Source organism: Streptomyces sp. NPDC029014 (genome assembly GCF_055564695.1).
Genome location: NZ_JBVHVT010000049.1, coordinates 20106 through 37596 on the forward strand (window position 1 = coordinate 20106; position 17491 = coordinate 37596).

A 17491-nucleotide genomic window follows, 5' to 3' on the forward strand; every position below is an offset into this window, starting at 1 on the left:
CGCTCATGACGAAGCCCGACCTGCGGCGGTCGAACGGACGGGACACCGACTCGGGGTCCTCGGACGCAGTGGACAGTGCCTTCATCTGGGCGAACGCGGCGAGCGTGAAGGGGTGCAGGCACGCCTCCACCCCTTCGGCGACGACCACGTCGACACGTCCGCTGCGGATCAGGTCCTGGCCGAGGGCGAGGGCCTCGGCACCGGAGGCGCAGGCGCTGACCGGCGTCCGGGCGCCGCCCCGCGCACCCAGGTCCATGCTCACCCAGGCGGCCGGGCCGTTCGGCATGAGCATCGGAACCGTGAACGGGGAGAGCCGGCGCACCCCGGCCCGCTCGTAGATGTCGTCCTGCGCCAGCGTGGTGAGGACGCCCCCGTGTCGGGAACGGGGTTCACGGTCCGCGGCGAAACGTCGGAAATTCTTGACGCGTCGGATTCTCCCGACGCATACTGGCGTCATGCCCACCGATGTATTCGGCGTACTGGCCAACCCGGTGCGTCGCAGGCTGCTCGAAAGCCTCCGCGAAGGCCCTCGCTCCACGGGCGAGCTGGCCGGGTTGTTCGAGCTCGGGAGGCCCGCGGTCTCCGAGCACCTGGCCGTGCTCCGTACCGCCGGACTGGTGCGCGAGGAACCGCGCGGCCGGCACCGCTTCTACCACCTCGAACCGGCCCGGCTGGTCGAGGTGAGCGAGTGGCTGCACCCGTTCGAGCACTACTGGAAGCAGCGCCTGGACGCGCTGTCCGATCTCCTGGACGAGGAAGCCGAGACATGACCGAGAACGACACGATCACCTGTGAGAAGTTCCTCCCGCACCCCCCGGCGGCGGTGTGGCGGGCCCTCACCGACCCCGAGCTGCACGCGCGCTGGTGGGCCGCCGGGGACGTCAAGCCCGTCGCCGGGCACCGTTTCACCCTCGACATGGGCGCCTTCGGCCACCAGTCCTGCGAGGTGACCGAGGTGGACGACGAGCGGCTGCTGGCCTACCGGTTCGCCGAGGGCACGCTCGACACCACCGTCACGTGGACGCTGCGCCCGGAGGGCACGGGCACCCGTCTCACCCTCACCCACGCCGGCTTCGACCTCGACTCCCCGATGGGCCGACAGGCGTACGAGGGAATGGGCAGGGGCTGGCCCCACGTCCTGGAGCGGCTCGACGCAACCCTGGCCGGGACCGTCTGACGCCCGCCCGCGCGCCCCTCGACTCCTCACCCACGCACCGCAACGGCGCACGCCAGCGGCGCAACGGGCGCATGCTCCGGCGCAGGCACCGCCCTGTCGGGTGAAACCCGCCCCCCTCTCCCCCGCGGCCGGCTGCGCGGCTCCGATCCGGGCCATGATGCGAGGCGACGATCCGCCCGGGAACTGGCGAGGTGCGGCCTCCGCCGCCGTCCGGGCGGCCTCCCCCGTGAGAGAGGAGCGTGATGACGGTTCCCGCTGTGACGAAAGAGGTCGAGGAGTTCGTCGACCTCTGCGTGCCGCTGACCGGGTTCCCCGCGTTCGACCTGTACGCCACCGGCATGGCCGGGCGCTACCTGGAAACCGCCCGCCGACAGGTCGGCCCGGACCGGTTCGCCGAGTTCTGGGAGGCATGGACCGCGGCCGCCGCCGGGCGCGGCGGTCCGCAGGACCTCTCGCCCACCCATCTCGAAGTGGCACGGGCGCTGGTCTACATGTGGCTGACCGGAGCCTGGCCGCGCCTGGCGCCGGCCGCGCACGCGGAGCTGCGCCGCGAGACGGCCAACGAGGAGTTCGTCGTCGCCCCCGAGGCGTACGTCGAGGGCCTGGTGTGGCGCACCTTCCACGGCCACCCGTCCGGCGCCAAGCCGCCCGGCTTCGGCACCTGGGCGGTCCGGCCGCCGACCCTGCCCGACACCGCGGCACTGCGCGAGGGCCTCGGCATCGGCGGACTCCCCTGCCGTACGGGGCTGGCCGCCGAGGTCGACCCGGGCGCCGTCCCGGACCACCTGCTGCCCGGCTACCGCGCCTCCCGCGGTGTTCCGCCGTCCGCCGTCCCCACCGCCGCCGCCCGGCCCGACACCTCGGGGGAACCCGTATGACCGAGACCGTCAGCGCGGACGAAGCCGTCCGCCGGCGCTACGACGTCGTCATCGTCGGCGGCGGCTGGTCCGGCAGCCTCGTCGCCAAGGAACTCGGCGACCTCGGCTGGCGGGTCCTGGTCCTGGAGGCCGGCAACGGCGGCACCGAGACCTGGCCCGGCTACCTGGACTCGCTCTCCACCTTCCGCTCCGCCGTGGCCAAGGTGCCCAACGCCGCCTACCGGCGCAGCGTCGCCGCCCCCTTCCCGGACGTCCTCGACCTCGCCCCGGTCCGCGACCCGCAGCCCGGCCGCCCGGAGTTCACCGCGAACGGCTACTTCGTCCAGAACGGCCGGCTCCCCTACGGCACCGACTACCTGCGCGAGCTGGGCGGCACGGCGATGCACTGGCTCGGCGCGGTGCCGCGCATGCACCCGGAGGACTTCGACACCGAGGCGTACGGTTACGGCCGCAGCTGGCCGATCGATGCGCAGGAGCTGCAGGAGTGGTACGCCCGGGCCGAGTACGCGCTGGGCGTCGCCGGGAACGCGGACGACCAGCGGGCGATCGGCGTCGTCACCGGCGACGGGTACGTCTATCCGATGCACCAGATCCCGGCCAGCTACATCGACCGGTACTGCACGGGCCTCGACGGCACGCACATCCTGGACGAGGTCACCGCCGAGACGTACGAGCTGCGGGTCAGGAGCCTGCCGCAGGCCCGCAACTCCACCCCGAACCCGGACTACTCCCCCGCCCCGTACCGGCCCGAGGGCGCCGTCGGGCTGCCCAACTACGGCGAGCGCTGCGTGGGCAACGCCAGCTGCGTGCCGATCTGCCCGGTGCAGGCCAAGTCCCACCCGCTGCGCCAGCAGGCCCGCTTCGCGCCCTCGGTCACGCTCGCCACCCGCTGCGTCGCCACCCGGGTCCGGCTGGGCGGCGCGACCCGCGGCGGCCGGGTGAGCGGCGTGGAGTTCCGCACGTACACCGACCCGGCCTCGCCGGTCAGCCGCTCGTACGTGGTCGAGGCGGACATCGTCGTACTCGCCGCGCACGCCATCGAGAACGCCCGCCTGCTGCTGTTCTCCGGGCTCGCCAACGACAGCGACCAGGTGGGCCGCAACCTGATGGACCACCCCACCCTCCTCAGTTGGGCACTCGCCGACGCGGAGCGGGGGCCGGTCGGGCCGTTCCGCGGGCCCGGGCACACCTCCGGCTGGGAGGCGTTCCGCTTCGGGACGGGACGCAGCCGGCGGGCCCCGTTCCGGATCGAGATCGGCAACTGGGGCTGGGGCTGGGCCACGGGCGCCCCCATGAGCAACGTCGCCACCGCCCTCGGCATCGGCGGCGACGGGAAGGGCGAGGTGCGCCCGGACGGGGTGTTCGGCCCGGAGCTGCGCCGCCTGCTCGGCTCCACCATCGGCCGGCAGCTACAACTACAGGTCGCCGTCGAGCAGTCGGCGAACCCCGCCAACCGGGTCACCATCGACCCCCGCTACCGCGACGCCATGGGCAACCTCCGCCCCGTCATCACCTACGACCTCGATCAGCACACCCGCGACGGGCTGTTCGCGGCCCGCCAGGTGGCGCGGCAGATCTTCCGGCGCCTCGGCGCCACCGACTACACCTGCCACGCCCCCCGCGACGGCGTGCCCCCGATCGGCCACTTCGAGCACACGCTGAACGGTGTGACCGAGCACCTCGCCTACAGCGGCGCGGGGCACGGAGCCGGCACCCACGTCATGGGCAGCTCCGCCAGCACCTCCGTGGTCGACGGGTTCCAGCGCACCTGGGAGCATCCGAACCTCTACGCCGTCGGCTGCGGCAGCATGCCCTCCATCGGCACCAGCAACCCCACCATCACCATGCTGGCCCTCGCCCTGCGCAGCGCTGAGCAGATCCACAAGGACCTGCTGCTCGACCGGAGGCCGGCCGACATCCGCAGCTCCGACGGGCAGCGACCGGCTGGTCCGGCGGACGAGTTGGAGGTACTCGCGTGATCACCGCACTCGAACTGGACGCGCAGGGGTTCGGCCGGCCGCAGACCCTGCCCGACCTGCACAAGTACCTGCAGGCGGCGCTGGAGGTGGAGCACCTCACCATCCCCGTCTACATGACCGGCATGTACACCATCCGCCCCGGCACCAACCGCACCGCGTACTACGCGATCCGCGCCGTCCTGGTGGAGGAGATGCTCCACATGACGCTGGTCGCCAACCTGCTCAACGCGGTCGGCGGCACCCCGAAGGTCGGCACCGGCTTCGTCGCCAAGTACCCGGCGAAGCTGCCCTTCAGCGGCGACAGCGTGCCGTCGATCGGGCTCCAGCACTTCTCCCCCGCCGCCCTCAAGACCTTCCTGCGGATCGAACAGCCCAGGGAGATGACGCCGGACGCCGCCCGGGGCTCCGGGTGGACCTCCATCGGCCAGTTCTACGCGGCCATCCTGAGCGGCCTGGAACACCTCGTCGAGCGCCTCGGCCACGACAAGGTCTTCCCGCAGGCGAAACCCGGCCACCAGGTCGGCCCGGAGGACTTCTACAACTCCGGCGGCGAGGTCTTCGCCGTCCACGACCTCGCCACGGCCAGGACGGCCATCAAGACGATCAGCGAGCAGGGCGAGGGCGTCGGCGACACCATCTGGAACAGCAACGACCGCCTCTTCGGCGAACAGCGCGAACTCGCCCACTACTTCCGCTTCAACGAGATCCACACCGGGCGCAGCTACGGCCCGCACGACCGCCCCCACGACCAGCCCAGCGGACCACTGCTCGACGTGACCTGGGACGACGCCCAACCGATCCACGGCGATTCGAAGGTGGCCGACTACGAGAGGTTCGCCGGCACCAGCGCGGTGTACGAGCAGGCGGTGGCCTTCAACTCCCGCTACGCCGTGCTGCTGAGCTACCTCGGCTCCGCCTTCAACGGCCACCCCCGACACATGGCCCTCGCCATCCCCACCATGCTCGAACTGCGCGACCGGGCCGAGCAGCTCTACCGCAACCCCCACCCCGACCCGGCCCATGCAGCCCAGGGGCGTTTCGCCAGCGCCACCTTCGAACTCGCCCAGCGGCAGTTCGACGCGGCCGGCGAGGAGGTCGAGCGCAACGTCCGGGCGGCCGCGCTCGAAGCCGGCGAGCCGATCGACCTGTCCGCCCTGGCCTCCGGGTCCGACGAGGCCTTCGTCTGACGGCACGGTCACGGACACCGCACGACGGGTCCGGCGCTGCGGGCGGGCAAGTCACCCGCATGCCGGGGCCGTTCGCGGGCAGACGCGTCGACGGACAAGCCGTTCAGCACACCGACGCGGCCCTGCGCCGGATCCCGGACGAGGAGGCACACGCATGCGCGGCATAGGCGGCTGCATCGCCCTGATCCTGGTGGGAGCGATCCTCACCTTCGCGAGCGACTGGGAGATGGAGGGCATCAACCTGGACGTCGTCGGGTTGCTCATGATGGGCGTGGGCATCCTGGGTCTGGCCGTGTACGCGAGCGTCCTGCGCAGGCGCCGGGTCTCGGCGGCCCTGCCCGTGGTCGACGAGACCCGCGACCGGACCGACCTGACCTGACCCCACCCCTACAGCTCGGGGCGGTGCTCGGGCTGGAGGACGAGGAGCCACTCGTCGCCGCGGGTCTCGACGGCGAAGCCGGCGTTGCGGAACGCCGCGGCGAGGGCCAGGCCGAAGGCCTGACGGAGGCCGGGCAGGTCCTTGCGGCCGACGGCGCGGTTGCGGCGCGGGCCCCGCCGCCGGACCCGTACGCTGCGGATCTCTTCGGGCATCCAACCGACCATCACGCCGCGGGCGTGCTGCACCGTGTGGACGCCTTCCGCGCCTTTCGCGCTCTCGGTGAACCCGGCCTCCTTCAGCACGTCGCGGACCGCGGCCAGAAACCGTCCTTCTTGATCAGTCACGGACCGCACTGTAGACCCCGGCCTCCCCGCCCGGCCGGGCGCGCCCGTCGGGCAGCGCCTTCGTGTCGGCCCCGGCGGGCCGACGGCCAGTAGTGCTTGGTCAGGTTCAGTCGTTGGTGGCGTGTCCGGAGGATTGGGCGTGTCGTTGATCGGGTCTGATGCCTGAGGAGTTGGCTGCGGTCCGGTGCGATCTGGAGGATTTCGCGGCGGAGGTGTTCGAGCCGTTCGCGCGGGCGGATCAGCGTCGGTGGGGGGCGGTCCACCTGCGTGGACTGCTGACGGACGGCGGACGCAAGTCGGTCGAGCCGATGGCCGCCCGGCTCGGGGAGGACGGGAACCGGCACGCCCTGGCGCACTTCATCACCTACAGCCCGTGGGACCCGGCCCACGTGCGGGCCCGCCTCGCGTGGAGGATGCAGTCGGCCATCAGCCCGACCGCGCTGGTCATCGACGACACGGGGCTCAAGGACGGCGATGCCTCGGCGTGTGCGACGCGGCAGTACACCGGCACCGCGGGCAAGGTCACCAACTGTCAGGCAGGGGTCTCGCTGCACCTGGCCGGCGACCACGCCTCGGCGGCGGTCGACTGGCGGCTGTTCCTCCCGGAGACCTGGGACCCCCCGCCGGCCTAATGGCCTGCCAGCCAGCCCGAGCCGATCCAGTTCTGGTTCTCGAACCTGCCCGCGGACACTGCGCTGACCACACTTCGAGGGACGCACCTGGGCGGGTTGGCACCACCACGTCACCCTCGTCTCCGCCGCCCACGCCTTCTGCACCCTCCAGCAACCGGCCAAAGCCCCCAAAGGAACGGCGCCGGCCTGACCCTCTACCGGGTCGTCCCCGAGTTGCAGACCCTCCTCACGGTCCGGACCGGCGCCTGCCCCACCTGCCACCGCGACATACCAGCAGCAACAGCAACCTGACCAAGCACTCCTAGGTGAGGTCACCCGTGTCGGGCCGGGTGCCGGTCGGTGCGGGGTTGTCCAGGGCGGGCCGGGACCAGGGGGCGTCGACGTCGTCGGACTCCGGTCGCAGCCCGAGTTCGCGGAGCTCGTTGACCGCCATCATGGCGGTGAAGAGCGCGTTCGGATTGGCGCCCCCGATCCGCAGGTCGGCGAGGGTTTCCGTGTAGCGGCTGGTGAACGGGCTCGGCCGGACCTGGATGCTCTCCCCGGTCAACCTGAGTGCCGCCGCCTGCAGGGCCGTGGCCTGGTCCACCAGCCCGTCCAGGTGGGACACCGCGTCGGCGCCGCGGCGCACGGTGAACGTGTGCCCGTCGGTGAGGAAGGTGGCCTCGCCCTCCTCGAAGAGGAGGGCGACGGAGCCCAGGACGGTCTGGATCTTCAGCTGGTCGGCGTCGACCATGGCACCGCAGGCTCCGTTGCCCTCGTCGGACAGGTGCAGGACGCCGCAGTCGCTCAGGTACACGATCACGTGGCCGGCGCAGTGGCCTTGGCTCCGCAGCACGCGGACGGCACCGTCGGCGAAGGTCCAGCCGGTGAAGCGAAGCGAGCCGATCCGGATCCGTTCGAGCGGCCGCTCCTCGTACGTCCGGGTGGTCGCACCGAAGGGCCGCAGGGGCTGGAACAGCGAGACCACCTTGTCGGCGGTCGCCGCAGGCGGCGCGGGCAGCGGAGCCCACCCGGCGATACGGTCGAAGGACCGCACCCAGTACCCGATCGGGTCCAGCATCTGGTCGAGGTCGGGGGCCGGGACGTAGTGCTCGACCGGCACGCCCAACTCGTCGGCCAGGTCGTTGTTGCCGACGTGGTCGAGATGGCCGTGCGTGGTCAGCAGCAGGGCCCGGGCCCAGGGCCCGACCCGGTCGGCGGCCTCGCGCAGTGCCGCCCGGAAGGCCGCCGTGACGCCGGTGTCCACCATCACCAGGGTGTCGCCGACCCGGTGTACGAGGGCGTTGCCGACGTCCGGCCGACCCTGCTCGACGTCCAGTTCCTGCCCGAGGACCAGCACGGTCCGGTCGTCGATCTCGATCGGGTCACCGAGCGCGGTCATGGATCCTCCCGCCGTCCAGCCGTCTCGTCCGGATACGGCCCGCGGCGGAGCCGTGGGGGACGAGGCCCCTGCCGACGAGCCTACGCCGGACCGCCCGCGCTGTCCCCGGGAAGCCGCCGGCCCGGGCCTCCCGCACGGCTCATCAGGCGTGCACGCGGCGCCTACGGGTGGTAGAGGGCCTGGACGCGCTCCGGGTCGGCGGGTCCGCCCCGGCCGATGTGGAAGAAGTGGTCCACCTGCCAGGCCTGGGTGCTGCCCGCCTGGCGGCTCGTCGTGGACACCCACGGCGCATAGACGCGGAACCCGCGCTTGCCGCCGGCACCGTTGCGGGACACGATGCCGCGCTCGCACAGCACCTCGCGCGGGAAGACGAACTGCCCGAAGCCGTCGTCGTCGCGGCTGCTGATGACGAAGAGGTCCACGCCGTCATCGGCGTCGAAGGGCCGGATCGGCCCCTCCTCGGACCGCTGCCACACGGTGACGAACTGGCCCGCCTTCGTCGGGGTGGTCCTGGCCGCGCGGAACCGGACCGAGCGGCCGTCCAGCGTGAACGCGCACGCCGCGTACTCGGCGCTCTCCGGTTCCGGCACCGGCGGTGAGCAGGTGAAGCCGCTCGGGTCGTACACCAGCGCCTTCGCTGCCAGCAGGTCACTGTGGAGCCCGGTCCACGGCCGATTCGTCACCATGGCCCCATCCTGCCATCACGGTCGCCGCAACCTCCGAAACAGTAGCCATGGACATAGTAGCCATGTACTCTATTCGGCATGAGCAAGGGTTCTCCGGGTCCCACGCCCGGCTTTCTGGTGTGGCGGCTCGCCAACAAGTGGCGCGTCGCGGTCGATCGTGCGGTGGGTCCGCTGGGCCTCACCCACGCGCAGTACTCGCTGGTCGCCTCGCTCCACGGGATGCAGTGCGCCGGTGAGCGGCCGAGTCAGCGCCGGCTCGCCGACCACACCGGCCTGGAGGCGCTGTACGTCTCGAAGCTGGCGCGCGCCCTGGAGTCGGCCGGCCTGGTCGAGCGGGCCCGCGACCCCCGCGACCCGCGGGCCGTGCAACTGGCCCTCACCGAGCAGGGCCAAACCGTCACGCGGGAGGCCATCGCGGTGGTCCAGGAACTCCTCCAGGACCTGCTGGAGCCGCTCGGCGGTCCGGACGCCCCGCGCACGCGCACGTTCACCGACGAACTGACGATCCTGCTCGACGCACCTCTCGCTCCATCCGTTCCGAACGACGAGAGCACCAAGGGGAGAACACCATGACCAGCACCGCCACCTCTGGCTCCGCCTCCGCCTCCGCCGCCGCGCCCCTCGCCGACGCCCGCGCCCTCGGCCTGGCCCACTACGCCGCCCGCGGCGTCCTCGAACACCTCCTGGCCCGGCACGGCATCACCTTCCAGCAGCAGATCGTCCTGCGCGCCGCCGTCACCGCCGAAGCCCCGCAGACGGTGGAGGACCTCATCGACCGGGTCCACGGCTCCCTCAAGGCCGATCCGGCCGATGTGCGCGCCACCGTCGACGCGTTGCTCGCCGAGGGGCTGCTGCTCGTCGCGGACGGCGGGCGGGTTCTCCCCACGGACGCGGGACGCGAGCTGCTCGCCGCCGTCGGCGCCGAGACCGCCCCCGTCACCGCCCGCATCTGGGGCGGGATACCCGCCGAGGACCTGGCCGCCGCCGGTCGCGTCCTCGCCCTCGTCACCGAACGCGCGAACGCCGAGCTCGCGGCGCGGACCGCCTGACCCCACGCGGGCGCGCCTCACCTCTTCAGGGCCGCGCAGGCGTCGGACCGGGAGCCCGGGGGAAGGAGCGCACGCTCGCCCCCGGACAGATTCTGGGCGGCCAGGTCGCAGGCGCGCCCGCGCCAGACCTCCGGGTCCAGCGGCAGCACCTCCACGGCCGAGCCCTCCGCCCAGGCGAGCCGGCCGCCGTCCGCCGACCAGGCGCCCGTCGCCCCGTACCCGGGGGTGAAGTGGTGCAGCTCCGTGCCCCGCTCCACGTCCCAGAAGACGAAGGAGTTGGTCATGGCGGCGGTGCTCAGCCGCGCCGGGTTGGGGAAGCCGTTGAGCCATTGCGCGCCCTGGTGGGCGATGGTCCGCCAGGTGTGCGCGTCCCTGTCGCGGATCCTGAAGATCCCGTCGGTGGTGACCACGGCCAGCAGGCGGCCCGTCTGGTCGAAGCCCGTCTGACGGGGCGTGCCCTTCTCGGCGGCGAAGCTCTCGACGACCTTGCCCTGCTTGAAGTCCCAGATCTGGATCTCGTCCCCGCCCGCGCGGACCGCCGCCCGTTCGTGGCCGGCGGGGGCCGCGCCGAAGACGGTGGCGGCGGTCGACAGGTCGACCGGCTCCTGGACCGACGGCCGTACGTCCGACCCGCCTGCGCACCGGTCCGGAGGTCCCAACGGGACACGTACGAGACGGCGGAGACCGCGGCGTGTCGTTGCCGCCGAACCAGACGTTGACCCAGGCCGGCGTCTGGCCCGTACCGGGATGATCGGCACGTGCCGGATCGATCCCCGGGGGAGCGGGCAGCGACAGACTGCGGGCCTCGGCGAGTTCGGGGCCGGAGCCGGTCCCCGCCACCGGCTTCAGGTCCCACACGAGGACGCCCAGGCCGTCGTTCGTCACCGTCAGCATCCGCTCGCCGTCCGGGCTGAACAGCGGGTAGCTGCGCGCGAGCGGGGTCGAGGGGTGCAGCGCCGCGAGCTGGCGGCTCGTCTTCAGGTCCCACAGGCGACGGGTATGCGCCCCCGTATGGCCGAAACCGACGCGGTGGCGGCCGAGCTCGGTCCGCGCGGGCGGGCGTCACCGGTGCGGGACGTCCACGCCGGCCGCGCGCAGCTTCGCCTCGACCAGCGCCGTCAACCGGGCCGAGGTGGGCCACTCGTCCTCCCGATGGTGGTTGATCAACTGGTAGCGGGCTGCGGCGTCGGGCTGGGCCGGGAAGTCCGCCGACACCGCCAGGAGTTCGCGGTGTGCCAGCAGGTTGTCGGCGAGGGCGGTGGCCAGCTCGTCGACCCGCGGGTCGTCCGGTCGCCAGCCCTCGGCCTCCCGGCAGCGCTTCATCAGATCGACGTACTCGGGGTCGTCCAGCCGGTGTTCGAGCTGGGTCAGCAGGCTGTCGAGGATCCCCGGCGCCAGCACCCTGGCCAGCACCAGGGCTTCCCGCTGCCCGGCCACGTAGTCGGGGTCGAAGCCGAGCCCGGCGAGCCGGTCCAGGGCCGTGACGGCACGGGCGGGCAGCAGGAGCCGGTCGCCGTCGGCGAGCCGGCGCAGGGTGTCCCGCCGTGCGGTCAGCTCCGCTATCCGGTCGGTGAGCCGCTGCTCGACGTCGACGAGCCCGGCGGCGAACTGCTCGGCGTCGGCGTCGAGCAGGTCCCCGACTTCGGCCAGCGGGACGCCGGCGGCGGCCAGCGTCCGGACCTGGATCAGCCGCAGCAGGTCGTCCGATCCGTACCGCCGGTAGCCGGAGGCGTCGCGCCGCGGTTCGTCGATCAGCCCGTGCCGGTGGTAGACCCGTACGGTCTTCACCGTGACGCCGGCGAACGCCGCCGCCCGGCCGATCGTGACGCCGCCGGTCGTCTTCCTGTTCCCCATCCTCTGCACGGGCTTCCTCCTGGTCTGCTGGCCTGCTGGTCTGCTGGTCTGCGGGCGGCGGCCGGTCCTGGTCGCACGGGCTGTGGCGGCCGGTCGCGTGCGAACCGTCAGTGTGCGGCCCGGCCGCCGCAGAACACCTCCTCGACGAGCCGGTCCCGCAGTTTCGGGAACTCCTGTACCAGGTCGACGGCGGCGTCCCCGGTGGTCACCGAGGCGGTGAGGGTCGTCTTGCCGTCCGGGGTGCCGTACATGAGCGTCGCGTAGCCGTTGACGCCGCCGTTGTGGTGGAGGACGGTGCCGCCGGAGTCCGGGCCGAGGTCCTGCACGAACAGCCCGAGGCCGTAGTGGTGTTCGCCGCTCCTGGGGTGCGGCGTGCGCATCTCGGCCAGCAGCGGCTCCGGGAGGAGCCCGCCTCCCGTCAGCGCGGACACGAACGTGGCGAGGTCCTTGGTGGTCGAGATCATCTCACCGGCGGCGGAGATCCAGGAGGGGTTCTGGCGGCTGACGTCGAGCGTCTTCCACTGGTCGGCGGCGTCCTGGTACCGGTGGTAGCCGTGGGCGTGCGGCCCGGGGACGTCCGGTCGGGCGCCCGGCACCAGGGTGTCCCGCAGTCCGAGCGGCCGCAGGATCCGACGCCCCATCTCCTCGCCGTACGGGCGGCCGGTGACCTGCTCGATCAACAGCGCGGCCAGCACGTAGTTGGTGTTGGAGTAGCTCCAGTCCGCACCCGGCTCGAACCGGGCCGGCTTGGACAGCGACAGCCGTACCAGGTCCTCCGGCCGGTAGGTGTGGAACCTCTTCTCCACCCACTCCCTGCCCTGCCAGGGGATCCCCGGCACGATCGTGCCGTCGGGGTAGTACTCGCCGGTGAAGTTGAACAGTCCGCTGGTGTGCTGCAGCAGCATCCGCACGGTGATCCGCGGGTCCAGCGTGAACCCGGGCAGGTGGTCGGCCACCGGGTCGTCCAGCCCGACCGCGCCCTCGGCGACCAGGTGCAGCACGAGGGCCGCGACGAAGGTCTTGGTGGAACTGCCCACCCGGAACGCTCCGTCCGGCGGCGTCCCGGCGGTTCCGCCGAGCTCGCGCACGCCGGCGCTGCCGACCCAGTCGCCCTGCTCGTCGTGCACGCGCACCTGTATCCCGGCGAAGCCGGCGTCGACGAACCCCTGGGCGGCAGCGCGCAGCCCCGGGCGGTCCTGCCCGCCGCCGGCCGTCGTCGCGGTGGCCGCCCTCTGGGAGACGAGCGGCATGCGGAGCTCGTCGTTCCTGGCGGTGTGGTGGGGCTTCCCCATGGTCGGTCGTTCCTCTGTCTCGCGCTGTTTCCTGGCGGGCGCAACTCGAAGGAACAGCGGGGCCCCGCGGCCACCGGCCCCTTCGAGGCGGTCATGCGACGAGTCTCGGCCCTGACCCAAGGTCAAGGTCAAGGTCAGGGACAAGGCAGGGCAGGTGCATCCGCCGGAGCCGGCGGCCGATCCCGACCTCGCGCCGCTCGGCCGGGGTCAGATGCGGCGGAGGTGTCGGGTGAGCAGGGCGCGGGTCTGCGCGAGGTCCTCGGGGGTGGCCGCGCCCCGCTTGGGGAGCACGAAGGAGAAGCCGAGGCTTCCGGTGAGGACGAACAGGTCGGGGGTCTCGAACCACCAGGGGTAGGCGCTCCAGTCGGCGCGGTCGGTCTGGTCGGTTGCCGTGCCGGTGGTGGTCAGGCCGTCTTCGGCGAGGATGGTGCGGCAGGTCCCGAGGGCCGCGTGGACGGCGTACTGATCGCGCATCCGGTGCCTGCGGAACAGCTCGCGGACGACGAGCACGGCGATGATGCACGGCACGGCCGTGATGATGATCTCTGTCCGGTCGAAGTGCCACGCCCACGCCCGGACGGAGACCGCCGCCACGGCGGCCGCGCCGGGCAGCAGCAGGGAACCGGTGCATCCCGGCCAGGTTCTGAGGGTGAACCACCACTGGGCCTTGGTGTGGTCCGCGGCGGTCGGAGCATAGTCGAAGCGCGCGCTGACCAGGGCAGGGGCCTTGACCTGCCCGGTTTCGTTCATGTCCATGACAGCGGAGGGTGCGGTACGGCACCGGTACGGCCCGCACCGGCCCGGCCGGTCAGCGGCCGGGCGTCGGGGTGTCGGCGAGGTGGTCGAAGGTGGGGCCCGAGGAGACCTCGCCGCGGCCCGGACCGTCGTCGAGCGCGCTCGGCATCGCGGCGCCCTGCAACCGCTCCGACCTCCGCCGGGGGCACGCGGGTCGGTGGGGGCTCCGCGGGCGGGTCCAGGCGCAGCCGGTGGGCGAGGTACTCGGCGCAGACCCCGCTGCCGCGCCGGGTTCGCCCGTGGCGGTGCGGGCGTTGTGTTCCAGGCCCCAGCGACACAGCGGGCGGGAACCGTCGCGGCCCCCGGCCTGTCCTTGATCACGTGACAACGATACGGAGAGGGTCAGAGCACCCCATGAAGCGCGAGCACTGGCAGCCGTTCCTCGAGCGCTGGAGCGGGGAATGGGTCGATGCGCACGACCCCGAGCAGGATGTGCCGCTGGCGGACGGGGTCGCGCGGGAGCGCTGGCTCGGTTTCGCCCCGGCGACCGCGGAGGCGGTTGCGGCCGCCGAGGCCCGCCTGGGCCGCACGCTGCCGCCCTCGCTGCGCGAGTTCCTGCTGACCAGCGACGGCTGGCGGGACGCCGGCCTCTTCATCTACCGTCTCGCGGGCGCGGCCGAGCTCGCCTGGCTGGCCGACACCGACGAGGGTCCCGGCTGGATCGAGGCGTACCGGGACACCGAGTTCCACGAGGACGACGAGGAGCCGGAGGGCCGGATCATCGCCCGCTCCCTGCGCCTGTCCCTCGACGCCGACGCCGCGGTCGTGTTCCTCGACCCCGAGGACGTCGACGGGCGCGGCGAGTGGGCCGCGTACTGGTTGGCCTCGTGGTCGGGCAGCGGCCCGAAGCGCTTCCGCTCCTTCCGCGACCTCATGGACGAGCAGTACGTCTCCTTCCACGCCCTGCGGCGCCCGCCGGGCGCCACGCGCGACCACTGGGACGCGGAGGTGGAGCGGGCGCGGCGCGCGGCGCTCGACGGAGCGGTGGAGGGGCCGCTGGGCGTGCTGGAGGAGGCGTCCCGGTTCGGGAACGGGCGGGCCCGGCTCCTGCGCTTCCAGATGCTGACGATGCTCGGCGACACGCACACCGTTCCCCTGGACCGGGTCGCCGTCGTCGACGAGGAGCGGGCCGACTTCCTCACGTCACCCCTCTTCACACGGGAGTTGCTCCCCCTGGTCCACGCCGAGGAGCGGCAGGCCCCGCTGTGGGGAAGCACCACGCTGCGGCTGCTGAAGAACTGCGGTGTCGAGGAGGCCCGTGCGCTGGCCCTCGACTTCGACCCCGACGGGTTCGACCCGGACGGGCTGACCTACGGCAACCCGGAGTTCGATGCGGCGGTGCACGACGTCCTCGACCGCCTGGGCACCGCACTCCCCGGGGAGCCCGAGGGGGCCGAGGAGCCCGGCCACCGCCGTCTTCCGGACTCCGCATGGCCGGAGCTGCGGGCCTCGCTACGGCTGTGGCGCCCGCTCCACGAGGACCACATAGCCCCCGTGTCCCTGCTGGCGCACCCGGCCCTGGCACGATTGATCACCGAGGACCGCGGACGCGAGATCCTCTCCACCCGCCGCGGCTCCTGAAACGGTCCCCTCGTGAACGCCGCGGCGACCTGGGCGTACCCGGACAGCGGTGACTGCAACGGCTGCGTGACGCTGACGCTGACGGCAGAGGGGCGGCGGATTCCCTGGTGAGCGGGCCGGGCCGGTCCAAGGGGTGCGTACCCCCGTACCGTGCTCTAGCGTCGGAAGGGCGAGGGTGGCCGCAGCGACGAGCCGGTCGCCCCTCGGAGTGCCCCCTCCGTGTCGCCCGCCCCCGCCCGCGGTCCGGCGCACCCGCGGATCGCGTGACCGACCGAGAAGGCAGGTGCATCCGCATGCGTCCGTCGGCCCGTATCCCGAGCATCCTCGCCGGCCTGGTCCTGTCCGTCGCCGGCATCGCCCTGGCCGCCCCGGCCGCCCACGCGGACATGCAGGCCTGCGAGCAGTACGTCGCGCAACAGAAGGTGAAGGTCAACGGCGACGTCGTGCAGGCGTGTTACGTGGGCCAGGGCGGCGACCAGACCGCGTGCGTCAGCAGCCTCCAGGAGGCCGGTGTCTCCAACAAGGTGGCGGCTCACGCCTGCCGGCTCTCCCCGAAGTAGCCGCGCCCCGCGGCCGACCCGGGGGAGGTCGTAGGAGAGTGTGAGGTCGACCCGCCACGTTCTTCGTGGCATCTGCCAGTACGGCGGGCCGGGCCGCGCGCAGCAGACTCTCTGCCACGACCGCGACCCGCGCCGGCCCGCCCCTTTCACGGGGCCGGCCGGGCGCGGGTCGCGGACATGACGAGGCGTTGGAGGGGGCGGCACGTGAGCGTGCAGCAGTACGACGGGATCGGCGAGGCCTTCGAGGGGTTCAAGTCCCTGCCGTTGATGCGTTACGGGGAGGTGCCCAGCTTCCTGGGCCTGGTCGGGGACGTCCGCGGCAAGTCGGTCCTCGACCTGGCGTGCGGCACCGGTTTCTACAGCAGGGAGTTCAAGCGGCGCGGCGCCGCGGACGTCTTCGGCGTCGACATCTCCGTCGAGATGATCGCCGCCGCCCGGGAATTCGAGCAGCGCGATCCGCTGGGTGTGCGCTACGAAGTCGGTGACGTGGCCGAACTCCCGGCCCTCGACCGGCGCTTCGACGTCGCGTTGGGCGTGCAGTGCCTCAACTACGCCGAGGACGTCGCGGCGATGGGGCGGATGTGCCGCAACGTCCACCGGAGCCTGGTGCCGGGTGGGGAGTTCTTCGTGCTCGCCCAGAAGCCCGACTACCGGTTCGACTGCGCCTCCCTGGACGCGTACGGGTTCCTCTGCGAACCGACCGGAGAGGAGAGCGAGACGGGTCCGCGGGTGCGGGTCACGGCCCTCCTGGAGCCGCAGCCGATCAGCATCGTGACCACGGCACCGCGCCGCGAGGTCTACGAGCAGTGCCTGCGGGCGGCCGGGTTCGTCGCGGTGGAGTGGGTTCCGCTGCAGGTGTCCGACGCCGGTGTCCGCCAGTACGGCGAGGACTTCTGGGCGGAACTCCACGCGCACCCGCCGCTGGAACTGCTGCGCTGCCGCGCCTGACCGGCCGACGGGCACATCGCGGTGGCGGCCGCGGTACTGGGCGGCGCCGGGCTCGGTACGCCCGCGGTGGCGGCCGGCGGGGGGGCCACGGTCAGGCCGACCGGGCCCGAGAAGACGCAGGCGGCACCGGAGGAGTCGGTCAAGGCCCAACCGCTTCTACCGGGCGTTGCCGGGCTGCCGCCTGCCGCCGCCGGCGCAGCTCGCGGAGACGAAGACCACCGTCGATGCGGGGCGGCGGCTCGGGCTACGGGCCGGGACCTGCCTCGCTCACCCTGGGCAGGTGCGAGGTGACGCTCTGGGTCACCTCGGGCGCGTCCCCGGTTCGCACACCGTGGCCGGGGCCACCGCGGACGGCAGACACCGGCCACCCGTGGGCCCCAGCGGCGTGACGCACGGCCGGGGGCAGGGACGCGGGTCGGGAGTATGCCACGCCCGGGGCCGGGTGACACGTCACGAGAAGGCGCGACGTGATCCCGGCCCCGGCGGCTGGCCCAATGGTGGTCAGGAACCGGACGGACCGACCGCCCGGCCGACCGAAAGGAACACCGCCATGGCCTCCCTGATCCCCCTGCGCAAGACGCTCCTCGTAGCGGTCTCCGCCGTCGCCGCCCTCCTCGGCGGTGGCTCGGCCTTCGCCGCGTCGAACGCCGCGCCCCTGGTCGACGACCCCTCCGGGGCGAAGGTCCAGCGCACCGGCGCGGTCAGGAGCGTGCTGGGCGCCCAGGACCGTTTCAGTGCGTATTATTACTACTACGTACAGGGGCGGTAG

Annotated in this window: 19 protein-coding genes and 2 pseudogenes; 13 read left to right on the forward strand and 8 right to left on the reverse strand. The window is 72.8% G+C overall.

Features of this window, described 5'->3' with window-relative positions; genetic code table 11:
• Nucleotides 1-25: 25 nt before the first annotated feature.
• Nucleotides 26-457 (reverse strand): annotated as a pseudogene (locus tag ACZ4VL_RS25280) (beta-ketoacyl synthase N-terminal-like domain-containing protein); the annotation flags it as partial.
• On the opposite strand from ACZ4VL_RS25280, the gene ACZ4VL_RS25285 reads away from it, so the two are divergent.
• From ACZ4VL_RS25285 to ACZ4VL_RS25310, 6 genes are all read left to right on the forward strand, one after another.
• Nucleotides 456-770: an ArsR/SmtB family transcription factor gene (locus ACZ4VL_RS25285; RefSeq protein ID WP_468204117.1), complete on the forward strand. Its 315-nt coding sequence runs from the start codon at nt 456-458 to the stop codon at nt 768-770. The pseudogene ACZ4VL_RS25280 and the gene ACZ4VL_RS25285 overlap by 2 nt on opposite strands.
• Entirely contained in the window at nt 767-1177 is a 411-nt protein-coding gene (locus tag ACZ4VL_RS25290; RefSeq protein WP_468204119.1) for an SRPBCC family protein, read from the forward strand. The genes ACZ4VL_RS25285 and ACZ4VL_RS25290 overlap by 4 nt, the downstream gene beginning before the upstream one ends.
• Nucleotides 1178-1419: 242 nt before the next feature.
• A complete protein-coding gene (locus ACZ4VL_RS25295; RefSeq protein ID WP_468204120.1) occupies nt 1420-2055 on the forward strand; it encodes a hypothetical protein in 636 nt (211 codons plus the stop codon).
• Nucleotides 2052-4034: a GMC family oxidoreductase gene (locus ACZ4VL_RS25300; protein WP_468204122.1), complete on the forward strand. Its 1983-nt coding sequence runs from the start codon at nt 2052-2054 to the stop codon at nt 4032-4034. The genes ACZ4VL_RS25295 and ACZ4VL_RS25300 overlap by 4 nt, the downstream gene beginning before the upstream one ends.
• A complete protein-coding gene (locus ACZ4VL_RS25305) occupies nt 4031-5221 on the forward strand; it encodes a ferritin-like domain-containing protein (RefSeq protein WP_468204124.1) in 1191 nt (396 codons plus the stop codon). Before ACZ4VL_RS25300 ends, ACZ4VL_RS25305 begins: the two co-directional genes overlap by 4 nt.
• Nucleotides 5222-5375: 154 nt before the next feature.
• Nucleotides 5376-5600 (forward strand): hypothetical protein, encoded by a 225-nt coding sequence (locus ACZ4VL_RS25310; RefSeq protein ID WP_468204126.1) that lies wholly within the window; start codon nt 5376-5378, stop codon nt 5598-5600.
• An 8-nt stretch (nt 5601-5608) separates the two neighbouring features.
• Here the strand turns inward: ACZ4VL_RS25310 and ACZ4VL_RS25315 are convergent, their stop codons facing one another.
• The gene (locus ACZ4VL_RS25315; RefSeq protein WP_468204128.1) at nt 5609-5944 is read right to left on the reverse strand and encodes a hypothetical protein; all 336 of its coding nucleotides are present in this window, start codon (nt 5942-5944) and stop codon (nt 5609-5611) included.
• A 158-nt stretch (nt 5945-6102) separates the two neighbouring features.
• On the opposite strand from ACZ4VL_RS25315, the pseudogene ACZ4VL_RS25320 reads away from it, so the two are divergent.
• Nucleotides 6103-6766, forward strand: a pseudogene (locus ACZ4VL_RS25320) (IS701 family transposase).
• A 111-nt stretch (nt 6767-6877) separates the two neighbouring features.
• Here the strand turns inward: ACZ4VL_RS25320 and ACZ4VL_RS25325 are convergent.
• Together ACZ4VL_RS25325 and ACZ4VL_RS25330 are read right to left on the reverse strand one after the other, a co-directional pair.
• Nucleotides 6878-7957, reverse strand: a complete 1080-nt coding sequence (locus ACZ4VL_RS25325; protein ID WP_468204131.1) for an MBL fold metallo-hydrolase — start codon at nt 7955-7957, stop codon at nt 6878-6880.
• Nucleotides 7958-8118: 161 nt separating this feature from the next.
• Nucleotides 8119-8643, reverse strand: a complete 525-nt coding sequence (locus ACZ4VL_RS25330; protein ID WP_468204133.1) for a MepB family protein — start codon at nt 8641-8643, stop codon at nt 8119-8121.
• A gap of 78 nt (nt 8644-8721) precedes the next feature.
• Between ACZ4VL_RS25330 and ACZ4VL_RS25335 the strand changes: the two genes are divergently transcribed.
• Both ACZ4VL_RS25335 and ACZ4VL_RS25340 read left to right on the forward strand, forming a co-directional pair.
• On the forward strand, nt 8722-9216 hold the full coding sequence (locus ACZ4VL_RS25335) for a MarR family winged helix-turn-helix transcriptional regulator (protein ID WP_468204135.1): 495 nt from the start codon (nt 8722-8724) through the stop codon (nt 9214-9216).
• Nucleotides 9213-9692, forward strand: coding sequence for a MarR family transcriptional regulator (locus tag ACZ4VL_RS25340; RefSeq protein WP_468204137.1), 480 nt, complete (start codon nt 9213-9215; stop codon nt 9690-9692). The genes ACZ4VL_RS25335 and ACZ4VL_RS25340 overlap by 4 nt, the downstream gene beginning before the upstream one ends.
• Nucleotides 9693-9709: 17 nt before the next feature.
• Here the strand turns inward: ACZ4VL_RS25340 and ACZ4VL_RS25345 are convergent, their stop codons facing one another.
• The 4 genes from ACZ4VL_RS25345 to ACZ4VL_RS25360 form a co-directional block, all read right to left on the reverse strand.
• Nucleotides 9710-10351 (reverse strand): hypothetical protein, encoded by a 642-nt coding sequence (locus tag ACZ4VL_RS25345; protein ID WP_468204138.1) that lies wholly within the window; start codon nt 10349-10351, stop codon nt 9710-9712.
• 403 nt (nt 10352-10754) lie between these two features.
• Nucleotides 10755-11546, reverse strand: coding sequence for a MerR family transcriptional regulator (locus ACZ4VL_RS25350; protein ID WP_468204140.1), 792 nt, complete (start codon nt 11544-11546; stop codon nt 10755-10757).
• A gap of 107 nt (nt 11547-11653) precedes the next feature.
• A complete protein-coding gene (locus ACZ4VL_RS25355) occupies nt 11654-12796 on the reverse strand; it encodes a serine hydrolase domain-containing protein (RefSeq protein ID WP_468204210.1) in 1143 nt (380 codons plus the stop codon).
• Between the two features lie 249 nt (nt 12797-13045).
• On the reverse strand, nt 13046-13594 hold the full coding sequence (locus ACZ4VL_RS25360) for a YcxB family protein (protein ID WP_468204142.1): 549 nt from the start codon (nt 13592-13594) through the stop codon (nt 13046-13048).
• 393 nt (nt 13595-13987) lie between these two features.
• On the opposite strand from ACZ4VL_RS25360, the gene ACZ4VL_RS25365 reads away from it, so the two are divergent.
• The 4 genes from ACZ4VL_RS25365 to ACZ4VL_RS25380 all read left to right on the forward strand — a co-directional run bounded on the left by ACZ4VL_RS25365 (nt 13988) and on the right by ACZ4VL_RS25380 (nt 17491).
• Nucleotides 13988-15214, forward strand: coding sequence for an SMI1/KNR4 family protein (locus ACZ4VL_RS25365; protein WP_468204144.1), 1227 nt, complete (start codon nt 13988-13990; stop codon nt 15212-15214).
• A 293-nt stretch (nt 15215-15507) separates the two neighbouring features.
• Nucleotides 15508-15774: a hypothetical protein gene (locus tag ACZ4VL_RS25370; protein ID WP_468204145.1), complete on the forward strand. Its 267-nt coding sequence runs from the start codon at nt 15508-15510 to the stop codon at nt 15772-15774.
• Nucleotides 15775-15978: 204 nt separating this feature from the next.
• Complete coding sequence (locus tag ACZ4VL_RS25375; protein ID WP_468204148.1) at nt 15979-16722, forward strand: class I SAM-dependent methyltransferase; 744 nt, start codon at nt 15979-15981, stop codon at nt 16720-16722.
• Between the two features lie 550 nt (nt 16723-17272).
• Nucleotides 17273-17491: a hypothetical protein gene (locus ACZ4VL_RS25380; protein WP_468204151.1), complete on the forward strand. Its 219-nt coding sequence runs from the start codon at nt 17273-17275 to the stop codon at nt 17489-17491.

What these genes read in the sequence shown, in the direction of transcription:
- ACZ4VL_RS25285 (WP_468204117.1), top strand. Translation starts at nt 456, where the DNA reads ATGCCCACCGATGTATTCGGCGTACTGGCCAACCCGGTGCGTCGCAGG.
- ACZ4VL_RS25290 (WP_468204119.1), top strand. Translation starts at nt 767, where the DNA reads ATGACCGAGAACGACACGATCACCTGTGAGAAGTTCCTCCCGCACCCC.
- ACZ4VL_RS25295 (WP_468204120.1), top strand. Translation starts at nt 1,420, where the DNA reads ATGACGGTTCCCGCTGTGACGAAAGAGGTCGAGGAGTTCGTCGACCTC.
- ACZ4VL_RS25300 (WP_468204122.1), top strand. Translation starts at nt 2,052, where the DNA reads ATGACCGAGACCGTCAGCGCGGACGAAGCCGTCCGCCGGCGCTACGAC.
- ACZ4VL_RS25310 (WP_468204126.1), top strand. Translation starts at nt 5,376, where the DNA reads ATGCGCGGCATAGGCGGCTGCATCGCCCTGATCCTGGTGGGAGCGATC.
- ACZ4VL_RS25325 (WP_468204131.1), bottom strand. Translation starts at nt 7,957, where the DNA reads ATGACCGCGCTCGGTGACCCGATCGAGATCGACGACCGGACCGTGCTG.
- ACZ4VL_RS25330 (WP_468204133.1), bottom strand. Translation starts at nt 8,643, where the DNA reads ATGGTGACGAATCGGCCGTGGACCGGGCTCCACAGTGACCTGCTGGCA.
- ACZ4VL_RS25335 (WP_468204135.1), top strand. Translation starts at nt 8,722, where the DNA reads ATGAGCAAGGGTTCTCCGGGTCCCACGCCCGGCTTTCTGGTGTGGCGG.
- ACZ4VL_RS25340 (WP_468204137.1), top strand. Translation starts at nt 9,213, where the DNA reads ATGACCAGCACCGCCACCTCTGGCTCCGCCTCCGCCTCCGCCGCCGCG.
- ACZ4VL_RS25350 (WP_468204140.1), bottom strand. Translation starts at nt 11,546, where the DNA reads ATGGGGAACAGGAAGACGACCGGCGGCGTCACGATCGGCCGGGCGGCG.
- ACZ4VL_RS25355 (WP_468204210.1), bottom strand. Translation starts at nt 12,796, where the DNA reads ATGCCGCTCGTCTCCCAGAGGGCGGCCACCGCGACGACGGCCGGCGGC.
- ACZ4VL_RS25360 (WP_468204142.1), bottom strand. Translation starts at nt 13,594, where the DNA reads ATGGACATGAACGAAACCGGGCAGGTCAAGGCCCCTGCCCTGGTCAGC.
- ACZ4VL_RS25365 (WP_468204144.1), top strand. Translation starts at nt 13,988, where the DNA reads ATGAAGCGCGAGCACTGGCAGCCGTTCCTCGAGCGCTGGAGCGGGGAA.
- ACZ4VL_RS25370 (WP_468204145.1), top strand. Translation starts at nt 15,508, where the DNA reads ATGCGTCCGTCGGCCCGTATCCCGAGCATCCTCGCCGGCCTGGTCCTG.
- ACZ4VL_RS25380 (WP_468204151.1), top strand. Translation starts at nt 17,273, where the DNA reads ATGGCCTCCCTGATCCCCCTGCGCAAGACGCTCCTCGTAGCGGTCTCC.